The sequence below is a fragment of the Streptomyces sp. NPDC029466 genome (assembly GCF_055574515.1).
Genome location: NZ_JBVHZH010000053.1, coordinates 46,376 through 57,942 on the forward strand (window position 1 = coordinate 46,376; position 11,567 = coordinate 57,942).

The 11,567-nt window shown below is 70.0% G+C and carries 10 protein-coding genes; 5 read left to right on the forward strand and 5 right to left on the reverse strand.

Going from position 1 to position 11,567, the window contains the following annotated elements; genetic code table 11:
* Positions 1–95: 95 nt before the first annotated feature.
* Genes ACZ4XD_RS31635 through ACZ4XD_RS31645 form a run of 3 tightly spaced genes read right to left on the reverse strand, consistent with a single transcriptional unit; the run spans position 96 to position 2,976 of the window.
* A complete protein-coding gene (locus ACZ4XD_RS31635; protein ID WP_468047752.1) occupies positions 96–1,256 on the reverse strand; it encodes a restriction endonuclease subunit S domain-containing protein in 1,161 nt (386 codons plus the stop codon).
* A 38-nt stretch (positions 1,257–1,294) separates the two neighbouring features.
* A complete protein-coding gene (locus ACZ4XD_RS31640; RefSeq protein ID WP_468047754.1) occupies positions 1,295–2,737 on the reverse strand; it encodes an N-6 DNA methylase in 1,443 nt (480 codons plus the stop codon).
* Positions 2,738–2,790: 53 nt separating this feature from the next.
* Positions 2,791–2,976 (reverse strand): hypothetical protein, encoded by a 186-nt coding sequence (locus ACZ4XD_RS31645; RefSeq protein ID WP_468047756.1) that lies wholly within the window; start codon positions 2,974–2,976, stop codon positions 2,791–2,793.
* A 912-nt stretch (positions 2,977–3,888) separates the two neighbouring features.
* Between ACZ4XD_RS31645 and ACZ4XD_RS31650 the strand changes: the two genes are divergently transcribed.
* Both ACZ4XD_RS31650 and ACZ4XD_RS31655 read left to right on the forward strand, forming a co-directional pair.
* Positions 3,889–4,590 (forward strand): class I SAM-dependent DNA methyltransferase, encoded by a 702-nt coding sequence (locus ACZ4XD_RS31650; RefSeq protein ID WP_468047758.1) that lies wholly within the window; start codon positions 3,889–3,891, stop codon positions 4,588–4,590.
* Between the two features lie 47 nt (positions 4,591–4,637).
* Positions 4,638–6,593, forward strand: coding sequence for a SpoIIE family protein phosphatase (locus ACZ4XD_RS31655; RefSeq protein ID WP_468047760.1), 1,956 nt, complete (start codon positions 4,638–4,640; stop codon positions 6,591–6,593).
* 202 nt (positions 6,594–6,795) lie between these two features.
* On the opposite strand, the gene ACZ4XD_RS31660 is transcribed toward ACZ4XD_RS31655, so the two are convergent.
* Together ACZ4XD_RS31660 and ACZ4XD_RS31665 are read right to left on the reverse strand one after the other, a co-directional pair.
* Entirely contained in the window at positions 6,796–8,229 is a 1,434-nt protein-coding gene (locus ACZ4XD_RS31660) for a sensor histidine kinase (protein ID WP_468047762.1), read from the reverse strand.
* 1 nt (position 8,230) lies between these two features.
* Positions 8,231–8,959, reverse strand: a complete 729-nt coding sequence (locus ACZ4XD_RS31665; RefSeq protein WP_468047769.1) for a response regulator transcription factor — start codon at positions 8,957–8,959, stop codon at positions 8,231–8,233.
* 206 nt (positions 8,960–9,165) lie between these two features.
* Between ACZ4XD_RS31665 and ACZ4XD_RS31670 the strand changes: the two genes are divergently transcribed.
* The 3 genes from ACZ4XD_RS31670 to ACZ4XD_RS31680 all read left to right on the forward strand — a co-directional run bounded on the left by ACZ4XD_RS31670 (position 9,166) and on the right by ACZ4XD_RS31680 (position 11,377).
* A complete protein-coding gene (locus ACZ4XD_RS31670; RefSeq protein WP_468047764.1) occupies positions 9,166–9,849 on the forward strand; it encodes a DUF3159 domain-containing protein in 684 nt (227 codons plus the stop codon).
* A gap of 113 nt (positions 9,850–9,962) precedes the next feature.
* Complete coding sequence (locus ACZ4XD_RS31675) at positions 9,963–11,132, forward strand: cytochrome P450 (protein ID WP_468047771.1); 1,170 nt, start codon at positions 9,963–9,965, stop codon at positions 11,130–11,132.
* Positions 11,133–11,182: 50 nt separating this feature from the next.
* Positions 11,183–11,377, forward strand: coding sequence for a ferredoxin (locus ACZ4XD_RS31680; RefSeq protein ID WP_042147102.1), 195 nt, complete (start codon positions 11,183–11,185; stop codon positions 11,375–11,377).
* Positions 11,378–11,567: the final 190 nt, after the last annotated feature.

Genomic DNA, 11,567 nt, shown 5'->3' on the forward strand with positions numbered 1-11,567 from the left:
CGCCTCCACCCGTATGGCCTCCGTGCAACCTCCTCCTGGCCAGCTGAAGCACTGCTTCGAAGACCGCGCGACGCGACCGAGAAGATGTCACGCCCTCATCGCTGCCACTTGTCTCCCTCGTGGCCGACGGGCGGCTGGCCAACTGCTCCTGAGGAAATTTCACGCAACAACGTACCGAGAAGTTCTTCCAGGCATTTGTTCTCGTCGAGCACCTGCTGAGCCACCTTGTGCAGTGGTTCCGCAACACGATGGAATTGCTCTCGTACCTCCAGGTCCGGCCAGGAGACGGGGAGCCGACCGAAGGCGCGCTGAGTGATTTCGCGCGCGTGCCGGCCTTGAGCCGCATCGGCGAGCTCCGCGCCGCGGGAGCGCAGTTCGTGCAGGAGCCACCATCGGTCCACGGGATCGGCGGGGTGCACCGAAAGCACGCTTCGCCCAGCAGCGGCGGGCAGCGACGTGACGACGGCCCGCCCGCCCGCCGCCCGAGTGGCGATCAGAATCGTGCCCGGATCGCAGACGACGCCGGATTCGGCGGGGCCTTGCTGGTCGGTGGCTCCGATGTACGGCAGGGGAGCGTTGAGGACGTCAGAGGGTGCGACCCAGGTGGTGTGGACGCCACTTTCACCAACGGAGGCCGGTGCTGATCTTCCGGTCCGCGCGCGGGCGACCTTGCCAAATTCGGTGATAGGCCAGGACGGACGGTGCCGTGTCCAGACCGCGTGATAGGCATCGGCGAGTTCCATCGCGTCAGCGGCGATGCTCAGATTGAGGGCGAGCTTAGCCTCGATGAGGGTGACCAGTTCGTCGATCCGTTCGCACTGCTCCCGTGGCGGGAACAGAACGGGCATCTTCCTCAACGCATCCAGACTCAGGGTCGGTTCGACGTGTGCGCTGACGTGCCGGTCGATCCACGCCCTGGCACGGGGCGTCCGCAACCAGATTCTCAGCCACCGTGTAACGGAGGGGCTTTTGGACCTGACGATGCCAACGCTCCGGGTCGCGACCCATCCCTCATGCTCCTCGGTGACCAGAGCCGCATCACCTGCCCGCCGAACAAGCACGACGACCAAGTCGTCCCGCCGAAGAGCTGCCCGGGTCTTCCTTGATTCGGCTGTGCCCGCTCGACCGGGTTGCTGGGTGGTGATACGACCGTGCCGAATGTCGCCTGTCCGCACGGCTCCCTGGTGGTCCGGCAAGTTGCGGTCGCTGATGCCGTATGTGACGTACAGGTCCTCGGCCGCGTTGGCGAGCGGCATGCTCATCCACCTGCCGGCCCGCGTCACGGAGTCAGGTTTCACAACTCATCCAGAACACGTCGCAGGTCGCGCTCCAGCGCGTGGGCCTGGCCGAACTTTGCGTAGAGCCCCTCTCTGAGCGCCTCCACGCGGTACAGCCCCGTCGGATCACCGTTGTCCAGCTCGGAGGTGTACAGAGGCGGCAGCAGATCGAAATCGCATGCAGCAACCTCCTTGACCGTGCTGGAGACGCACCAGCCCGGCTCGTCCTTGTAGCCGAGCCACGCCGTGCCTTCCGCCAGCGACGGGCCTCGCCACGCGGCCAAAGTTTCGAGGATCCCCCTCACGCCGTCAGGAGCTAGTCGCCACTGCCGGGTGCCGGGCACCAGCTCCTTGGCCTTTCTGGCATCAATGAACAAGAACTGGCCCCGTCGGTCTTCACTCCCCCAGCCTCTGTGCGGGCTCTTGTCACCATTGAGAAGCCAAAGGCAACTGGAGTTGCGTGTATGGGGAAAGATTCCGGGAGGTAGCGCCACAACGCTCTCGACGAGATCTCGGCGGACGAGTAGCTCGCGAATCCTCCGCTCGGCATGCCGCAACCCGGTAGCCGCACCGTCAGCCATCAGAAATGCGGCCCTGCCCTGCGGGGCAAGAGCATGCACAAAGTGCAAAATCCACGCGAAGTTGGCGTTGTCTCGGGGCGGCGGCGCCTCCTCTGGCCAGCGTGGGTCATTCCGGCCCGGGTCACGGGACATCCATGGCCCCATGTTGAACGGCGGATTGGCCAGCACAATGTCGTACTGAGCCTCGGCTGGGCGCGCAAGACTGTCGACGGGCTGCCCCAGGTCCGCCTCAATCCCACGGGCAGCGAGGTTCAACTGGGCGATCTGGAGTGTGTTCGCGTGCAGATCACGGCCTGTAAGTGACACGTTCGTACGGAGGCCGGTCTGCTCACGCACCTGACGTTCGACTTCGACTAGCAACCCGGCGGACCCGCAGACCGGATCGAGCACCCTTTGCCCGTCCTGCGGAGATACCGCCTCGACCAGCAGACGCACAATGTCGCGGGGAGTGAAGTAGTGGCCCCCCTTGGCCTGAGCGGACGACAGTTCTTCCAGGCACTGTTCGAGTAGGTCGCCTACTCGTTCCACGCGGTCGATGGCCCCAATCAATTGTCTCAGATGACTGTCGACCGTAGCCGGGAGAGTCGGTACGAAGTCTCGGCGCATGTCCACACCATCCGCACTGAGCCCCGCCGGCAGCCAGGCAGAGAGACACTCCTGTACGCGGGGGCCCAGAGGTTGAGGCTTTCGCGTTTGCGCGATGAGCCAGGTCCAGGAGGGTCCGCCGCCGCCCCAGATGTCCGCGGGCTGCTCCCTCGCCCGGTTGCGCAGATAGATCAGACCAATAACGGTCCGGCACGCGTCCTGTGCGTTTAGGCGTTCGGCCAGAGCGCGCGTCAGCCGCCCCACTTCGAGCTGTGCCCCACTCTTCACTTCCATCCCCGCTCTCCCCCTCAGGCTTACTCGGCTCTCGCTTCGGCGTTCGCCCACGGCTACATCAGCCCAACCTTGGACATGGCCAACAGAGCAAGGGTCATCGTGGCAGCGAAGGTTGCCGCCCCCGCACGAATTGCGCCCGTCATGGCCGCCCCGCCGACCCTCGACACAATCCCGCCCAGCAGCGCGGTGATCACCGCAAACTGCGCGGCGAGTGTCATGAGCAGCAACTTGTACTCCATGTCGATCTCCCCATTCTCGATGCCTCATTACATGGCCAACCGAGCGGGCTGGTCCGCCTGTTGGACCAGACCTCGCTTCGCCGACTAAGAGGAACCGTAGTGACCCAGCGCCAGCTACCGCGTGGAGCACACGGTTTGGGTTTTCTTAGGCGCGCGCCCGGTGGAATGAGCTGGTTCAGCTAGAGCACTCCGTTTGGGAAATCTGCCATCCGATGAACCTCGAAAGATGCCAGAGGTCTCGGCGAGGCCGGAGAGGTGACCTCGGACCGAGCCAGAGAATCTGAGGGCCGTCTGGGCCCGGCCCGCCCCCCAAGACCCGTCGAAGCCACCCGATACCCCCACCCCAATGCTCTGACCAGTTGAAACAGCAACCACTCGGCGTCACCCCCGCCCGACCCTCATTCGGGACGAGGGGCCTTGGACTCAATCGTCGCCGCGTCGAAGCTTTCCCTGCGTGAGCGATGCGTGAGCGGACGGCGGAGCAATAGGTGCCGAAAGCAGGACTCAGCACCAGGCTGGGTGGCGCTGACCAGCAAGAACAGCACCACCCAGCCTGATCCAACACTCCTGATCACGGATTCGACCCCACTTGTAAAGCGAAGGTCGTCGGTTCGAATCCGACAGGGGGCTCTGAGTGTGGACGCGGTGGGCTGTGGCTTTGCTGCGTAGCGGCGTTCTTGTCGGCCCCGGGCTTTGTGTCCGGGGCCGTTTTGCGTGTGGGGGCATGTGGGTGGGCGGGGGGGTGAACTCCGGTGCTGCTGTGGGTTCTGCGGGATTGTTCGGTGGGGTTGTTCGGTGGGCTGGGGTGGGCTGGTCGTGGGCGCTTGGCGGGTGCGGGGTGAGGCGGGCCGTGGCGGATGGGAGGGGTGTGGCGGATATAATTGAGTGAATGCACATAAAGAGGTGCAATGGGTGAGTAAGGGATTCGCCGAGGCGGAATACGAGAGCGGCGAGGCCGGTGCTGAGGGCGTGCGGCTCGACCGTGAGGGGCAGGCCGAGGCGTTCGACGCGATCGGTGACCGCTATGACGAGGCGTTTCCTTACAAGAAGGGGCAGCTGGCGGCCGCTGAGTGGCTGATCAGGTCGCTGGCCGGCGGATCACGGGTGCTGGATCTGGGCTGTGGCACCGGGCTGCCGACCGCCCGGCAGCTGGTGGACGCGGGGTTCGAGGTGGTCGGCGTCGATCTGTCCCGCGGGATGGTGGAGCTTGCCCGGGAGTATGTGCCCGGGGCGACGTTTCACCGGATGGACATCGCCGACATCGGGCTCGGCGGCCCTCATGACCTGGGTCGCTTCGATGCCGTCGCGGCCTTCTTCTCGCTGTTGATGCTGCCGCGGGGGGAGATCCCCGACGTACTGCGGATGGTCCACGACCTGCTGCTGCCCGGTGGTCTTTTCGCCCTCTCGATGGTGGAGGCCGACGTGGACTACTTCGCGATTCCGTTCCTCGGCCATGCCATCCGGGTGTCCGGCTATCTGCGGGACGACCTGCGTGAGGTCGTCGAGCAGGCGGGCTTCGCGATCGTTGAGGAGTCCTCGTACACCTACGCGCCGGAGATCTCGGACGTGCCGCCCGAGGAGCAGATCTTTCTCAACTGCGCGCGACGCGGCTGAGACCGCGCCGCGCGGTCCCGGGCACCTCCGGACGGATGAGACAAGTGATGGAGCCGCACCCCCGAGCCGACACGAACACGGCCCCGCCGGCCCAGCAGCCGGGCGAGGCGGCGCGTGGCTCGGAGCCGGAGCCGGAGCGTGGATCCGCTGCCTCCGAGCCGGAGCCTGGCCCCGGTGCCTCTGAGCCGGAGCTGGAGCCGGACCTGGAGGCGGAGCGTGGCGCGGAGCCGGAGCCGGAGCCGGAGGGTGGCCCCGGTGCCTCCAAGCCGGAGCCTGGGCCCGGTGCCTCCGCCCCGGAGCGTGGCCCCGAGGCGCAGTCGGAGCGGCTGCGGTTTCTCGACCTTGCGGGGCGGCGGATCGCCAGGGGCGTCGGCCTGGATGACGTGCTGCGGGGGCTTTGCGAGGTGGCGGTTCCCGCGTTCGCCGACGCGGTGCTCGTGCATCTGCGGGAGCCGCTGCCGACCGGGGAGGGGCAGCCGGCCGAGGCCCTGGTGCTGCGGCTGCACAGCTTCGTTCAGGGGACGGGAGGCGCGGTTACCGCGGCGCCCGCGGGGGGCGCCGGGCCCGTGCGTCCGACGGTCACCGGGCCGTTTGCCGAGTTGCTGCTGGCCGGGCAAACCGTGTTCGGTGACGTGCCGGAGATCGGGTCCGTGGTGGCCGAGCTGCTGGAGCCCGTGGCGGGCATGGCGGCGGCACCGGCACCGGGCCGGCGGCTGATCATTGCCCCGCTGTACGGGCGCCGCCATCTGCTGGGCACCGTCGTCCTGTTGCGCACGGCCGGCCGGCCCGTCTTCACGGCGGACGACCTGCTCGTCGCCGCCCAGCTCGCCACGCACACCGCCCTCGGTGTCGACGCGTCGATGCCCTACGGACACGAGGCCTCGGCCGCGGACGCCCTCCAGCTCCGGATGCTGCCGTCGTCGCTCCCCGAGACCACTGGTGTCCGGCTGGCGAGCCGGTATCTGCCGGCGGCCGAGACCTCCCAGGTGGGCGGGGACTGGTACGACGCGATCCCGCTGCCCGGCAACCGGGTCGCGCTGGTGGTGGGCGACGTCATCGGCCACTCCATGACCTCCGCCGCGATGATGGGCCAGCTGCGTACCACGGTGCAGACCCTCGCCCGGCTCGACCTGCCGCCGGAAGAGGTCCTGTACCACCTCGACGAGCAGGCCCAGCGCCTCGGCAGCGAGCACCTGGCGACCTGCCTGTACGCCATCTACGACCCGATATCGCAGCGGCTGCTGGTGGCCGACGCGGGGCATCCGCCTCCGGTGCTGCTGCACCCGGACGGCTCGGGGGAAGTGCTTCAGGTCCCGCCCGGCGCGCCGATAGGGGTGGGCGGCGTCCCCTTCGAGACCTGGGAGCTGCCCGCGCCCACCGGAGGGACGCTGCTCCTGTACACCGACGGCCTCGTCGAGTCGCGTCACAGGGATGTCTGGACGGGCATGGAGCTGCTGCGTGGCCGCCTGGAGGAGGTGGCCGCGCGGGTCGCCCCGCCGCCGCTGGACATGCTCTGCGACGCGGTGCTGACCCTCCTGGACCCGGACACCCGGGATGACGATGTGGCGCTGCTGGCCGCCCGGTTCGACGGTTTCGCGCCGCTCAACGTCGCGTACTGGTTCCTCAGCCCCCAGCCGCAAACGGCCGGCCGGGCACGGCAGCTGACCCGCCGGGCGCTGCACCGCTGGGGCCTGGGCTCGATGCTCGACGCGACCGAGCTCATGGTCAGCGAAGTGGTGACGAACGCGGTGCGCTACGCCTCCCGGCCGATCGCCTTGCGGCTGCTGCGCACCGATGTGCTCCGGTGCGAGGTGGGCGACGATTCGCCGCAGGTGCCCCGGATGCGGCGGGCGCAGGCGGGTGACGAGGGCGGACGTGGCCTGTTCCTGGTCGACCAGCTCGCCCGGCGCTGGGGAGCGACGCTGCTGAGCACCGGGAAGGTGGTCTGGTTCGAGCAGGAGATACCCGAGGAATATCGTCAACGGGGGGCGGATGGCGGGTAGTTCGCCGTCCGGGGGGTGTTCCGCTTGCCCGCTTGCCCGCTTGCCCGCTTGCCCGCTTGCCCGCTTGCCCGCTTGCCCGCTTGCCCGCTTGCCCGCCTGCCCGCCTGCCCGCCTGCCCGACTGGCCGTCTCCCTGCCTGGCCGCCGGCCTGCTTCCCCGCCCACCTGCCCGACTGCCCGCCGCGTCCGCCTCCGGTGCGCCGTCAGCGTGCGGCAGGCAGCGTGATCGTGAAGGTGCTGCCCTTGCCGGGGGCGGTGTGGACGGTGGCGGTGCCGCCGTGGGCCTCGGTGATGGAGCGGACGATGCTCAGGCCGAGGCCGGTGCCGCCGCTGGTCGGGTTGCGGGACTCGTCGCCGCGGTAGAAGCGCTCGAAGATCCGCTCGGCCGTCGCGGGGGGCATCCCGGGGCCCTGATCGGTGACCGTCAGCTGCGCGGTGCCGTCGGGCAGGGCGCGCGCCGTCACGGACACCGGGGTGTCCGGCGGGGTGTGGCGCAGCGCGTTGCTCAGGAGGTTCTGGAGCACCTGGCGCAGCCGGTCCTCGTCGCCGCGGGCGAACACCTCGCCGGGCGCCTCGACGGTCATGGGCCGGCCGGGGTCGACGACCCGGGCATCGGTGACGGCGTCGTCGGCGAGGGCGCCGAGATCCACCGGTGCGTGCGCGAGGGGGCGGCCCTGGTCGAGCCGGGCGAGCAGCAGCAACTCCTCGACCATGGTGTGCATCCGGGTGGCCTCGCCCTCGATACGCAGCATCGCCCGCTCGATGAGCGCCGGGTCCTGGGCCAGCCCGTGCAGATGGAGCTGGGCCCAGCCCCGGATCGTGGTCAGCGGGGTGCGCAGCTCATGGGAGGCGTTGGCCACGAACTGCCGGAGCTGCTCCTCGGACCGCTGCCGCTCGTCGAAGGCCCGGTTGAGGGCGGTGCCCACCTCTCCCACCTCGGAGTGGCGCTCGGCGACGTCGATGCGCTGGTCGATGTCACCGTCGGCGATCGCGGTCGCGGTGGTGGCCATGTTCCGCAGCGGTCGCAGGCCGACGTTCAGCACCCCGCGGCTGAGCAGCACGATGCCCCCGAGCACGGCCAGCGTGGCGGCGGAGTCGGCGCCGACCAGCCAGTACACGACGTCCTCGGCCGGCTGGAGGCTCTTGGCGACGACCACCCTGCTGAACTGCTGGGGCGGTGAGCCGGGGGCGCGCCGGACCGTGGCGGAGTGGCCGTAGGGGAAGCTCAGGGCGCGGTAGCGGGGGACGGGCGCCCCCTCGGCGGAGAGGGTGACGATGTGCTCGGCGAAGCCGTCGGGGACCGGGTCGGGAAGTTCGGGGCGGGAGCCGGTCTGCCCGTCGGGGTCCCGGGCGGGGCTCTGGGCGACCACCCGGCCCCGGTCGTCGAGCAGCGCGACGTAGAGGCCGTCGGGCACCAGGGAGTTGAGGCTGTCCTCGTCGATCGGGGTGTGCCGGCCGCGCACCCGGTGCTGCACGGTCTCCCGGGTCTTGGTGAGGGTGGCGTCGGCGACGTCGACGAGGTTGAGCCGCAGTCCGATCAGCGAGACCACGTTGACGGCCACCATGCCCACGGTCGCCAGCAGGACGACGCCCACCATCAGGCGGGCCCGCAGGGAGCCGCGCCAGGAGCCGGCCATCTCACCCGCCTTCGGGGAGCCGCAGGCTGTAGCCGAAGCCGCGCATGGTGTGGATCAGGGCGGGCGCGTGGATGTCCACCTTCGCGCGAAGGCGGGAGACCAGCTTCTCGACGACACCGTCGCCGAAGTGGTGCTGCCACACGTGGTCCATGATCTGTTCCTTCGACATCACCTGGTCGGCGTTGATCAGTAAGTAGCGCAGCAGTTTGTACTCGGTCGGCGACAGCGCGATCAGCCGGTCCCCGCGACGGACCCGCCGGCTGCGCTCGTCCACGGTCAGATCGGCGAAGCACAGCAGCGGGCCGGCCTCCGCCGACCGCCCGGCCCGCCGTAGCAACGCGTGCACCCGGGCGAGGAGTTCGGGCAGGCTGAACGGCTTGGTGAGGTAGTCGTCCGCGCCCATCGCGAAGCCCGTCACCCGGTCCTCGACGGAGTCCCGCGCGGTCAGGAACAGCACCGGCAGCCGCGCCCCGTTGGCCACCAGCCGCCGGCAGACCGCGAATCCGTCCAGGTCGGGCAGCAGGACATCCAGCACCAGCAGATCCGGGGGCAGGTCCGCGTAGGCGCGCAGGGCCTCACCACCGCAGCCGGCGGTCGCGACCTCGTACCCGGCGAGGCTCAGCGTGGTCTGGAGCAGCTCCGTCATCCGCGGGTCGTCATCCACCACGAGCAGCCGCTGCCCGCTTCCTCGGGGCAGCGGTGCGTCGCTCGTCGGCGAGGCGGAAAGCATGGCAGTCACCCATCACGTCATGGAGTCATCGAGGACAACGTGCGCACGCGTCCGCCGGTTCCCGGCGGTCCGAGCGGCGCTGGCGCACGCCGGCTCCGGCTGTCAGGCAATGGTCAGGTTGCCGACCGGGACCGGTCAACGGGGCCCGTTTCTCTGGAGTCACGACACCGGACCGACCACCGTCCGCCGCGACGACTGGAGACCCCGTGGACCCTGCCGCAGACCTTGCACCCGGTGGTGCGGACGCCGTCCGCGCCGCCGTCCGGAAACGGCTGCGCAGCACCCTGATCGACGTGACGCCCGTCTTCGGGTTCACCCTGACCTTCGCCCTGACCCACCAACTAGGGGTCGCGCTGACGCTCGCCCTCACCACCGGCGCCGGGGTCTTCCTGCTCCGGCTGGTGCGCAGGGAGCCCGTACGGCAGGCGCTCGTCTTCCTCGCGGTCGTCTGTGTCCAGGGCCTGTTGGCCGCGCGCACCGGGGACGCCGTCAACTTCTTCCTGCCGCACCTCGTGCTGCACGGCGCGATGACCGTGGTCACGCCGGTGCTGCTGTGGCTCGGCTGGCCGCCGCTGGGCGTGCTGGTGGGGCTGATCACGGGGGAGGGGACCAGTTGGCGCCGCTGCACGGTGCGCCGCCGGGCCTTCGTCAAAGGCCATCTGGTCGTCTACGCCGGCAATCTCCTGACGCTGTCGGTCCAGCTCCCGTTGTTCCTGTCCGGACAGACGGTCGCCCTGGGCACGGCCGATGTCTTCGGCCCGCTCGTCCTCGCGCTCGGCGCCCTCCTGGGGTGGCGCGTCCACCTGCGCGCCGTCGGTACGCACCGCTGCGACACCCCCGTTGACCCGAGCCCCGATCTGTCGCCCCCTTTGGAAAGGACCGTTCGATGACCACTACGCAGCCCACCACCGGCCCCGAGCCCACCACCGGCCCCGAGCCCACCACCGGCGCCGAGCCCACCGGCCCCGAGCCCCTCGCCGGTACACAGCCCGCCGCCAGGCCCATGCCCATGGAACGGGCCTGCCCCTTCAGCGCCCCGGAGGAGTTCCGGACGCTGCGGGAGGAGGAGCCGGTCACGCCGGTGACCTTCCCGGACGGTGGGAAGGGCTGGCTGGTCAGCCGGTACGCGGACGTACGGGGGGTGCTCACCGACCCGCGGTTCGGCGCCAACCGCCGACCGCTCCGGACCGGCGACCCCGCGCAGGACGACGCTCCGCTGCCGCCGCCCCGGCCGGGCATGTTCATCATGATGGACGCCCCGGAGCACACCCGGTTCCGGCGGCTGCTCACCGGCCAGTTCACGGTGCGCCGGATGCAGAAGCTGGCCCCGGCAGTGGAGCGGATCGTCGCCGAGCACCTCGACGCGATGGCGGCCGCCGAGGGGCCCGTCGACCTCCTCCAGGCCTTCGCGCTGCCCATTCCCTCGCTGGTGATCTGTGAGCTCCTCGGGGTGCCGTACGCGGACCGCGAGCAATTCCAGGAGAACTCCGGCCGGATGCTCCGCATCGACGCGAGCCGGGAGGAAGCCCTTGCGGCCCATATGGCGATGAACGAGCACATCCACCAACTGGCCGTCGCCAAGCGCGCCCACCCCACCGACGACATCCTCAGCGGCCTGGTGCGGTCCGAACAGCTCACCGACGAAGAGGTGGCCGGCGTCGGCGCGTTGCTGCTGCTCGCCGGGCACGAGACCACCGCGAACATGATTGCGCTGGGGACCATGTGCCTGCTGGGCAACCCCGGGCAGCTGGCGGCACTGCGCGCCGATCCCGCCCTCATGGACGGCGCCGTCGAGGAGCTGCTGCGCTACCTGACGATCATTCAGTACGGGCTGCGCCGGGTCGCGTTGGAGGACGTGGAGCTGGGCGGCCACCGCATCGAGGCCGGCGCCACCGTGGTCGCCTCCCTGACCTCGGGGAACCGGGACGCGACACAGTTCTCCGGCGACCCGGACGCGCTGGACGTCAGCCGGCCCTACAGCCCGCACCTCGCCTTCGGACACGGCGTCCACCAGTGCATCGGGCAGCAGCTGGCCCGGGTGGAGATGAAGGCCGCGCTGTCCGCCCTGATCGAGCGGTTCCCCACCCTGCGGCTGGCGGTACCGGCGGACCAGGTGCCGATGCGCGACGACATGCTCATCTACGGCGTCCACAAGCTGCCCGTCACCTGGTAGCCGGTCCGGCTGCCGCACGTCCACCAAGCCACCGGAGAAAGGGAATTCCGATGAAGGTCATCATCGACGAGGACAAGTGCGTCGGTGCGGGGCAGTGCGTCCTGTCCGCCGCCGAGGTCTTCGACCAGCGTGACGAGGACGGCATCGTCGTCCTGCTCGACGCCACCCCGCCGGACGCCCGGCGCGCCCCGGTCGAGGAAGCCGCCGCCCGCTGCCCCGCGCTGGCCATCGAGGTGCTGCCGTAGTGGCGGCCATGGACCGGATCGTCCTGGTGGGCGCGGGGGGGGGGGGGGGGGGGGGGGTAGGGGGGGGGGGGGGGGGGGGGAGGGGGGAGAGGAGGGGGGGGGGGGGGGGGGGGGGGGGGGGAGCGGCCACATGAAGGTCGGTGGAGCGCGGTTCCGACAGCAGCACGACCACGGCAGTGCCGAGGAGTGC

What these genes read in the sequence shown, in the direction of transcription:
- ACZ4XD_RS31635 (WP_468047752.1), bottom strand. Translation starts at nt 1,256, where the DNA reads ATGCCGCTCGCCAACGCGGCCGAGGACCTGTACGTCACATACGGCATC.
- ACZ4XD_RS31640 (WP_468047754.1), bottom strand. Translation starts at nt 2,737, where the DNA reads ATGGAAGTGAAGAGTGGGGCACAGCTCGAAGTGGGGCGGCTGACGCGC.
- ACZ4XD_RS31645 (WP_468047756.1), bottom strand. Translation starts at nt 2,976, where the DNA reads ATGGAGTACAAGTTGCTGCTCATGACACTCGCCGCGCAGTTTGCGGTG.
- ACZ4XD_RS31655 (WP_468047760.1), top strand. Translation starts at nt 4,638, where the DNA reads ATGGAGCCGCACCCCCGAGCCGACACGAACACGGCCCCGCCGGCCCAG.
- ACZ4XD_RS31660 (WP_468047762.1), bottom strand. Translation starts at nt 8,229, where the DNA reads ATGGCCGGCTCCTGGCGCGGCTCCCTGCGGGCCCGCCTGATGGTGGGC.
- ACZ4XD_RS31665 (WP_468047769.1), bottom strand. Translation starts at nt 8,959, where the DNA reads ATGCTTTCCGCCTCGCCGACGAGCGACGCACCGCTGCCCCGAGGAAGC.
- ACZ4XD_RS31675 (WP_468047771.1), top strand. Translation starts at nt 9,963, where the DNA reads ATGCCCATGGAACGGGCCTGCCCCTTCAGCGCCCCGGAGGAGTTCCGG.
- ACZ4XD_RS31680 (WP_042147102.1), top strand. Translation starts at nt 11,183, where the DNA reads ATGAAGGTCATCATCGACGAGGACAAGTGCGTCGGTGCGGGGCAGTGC.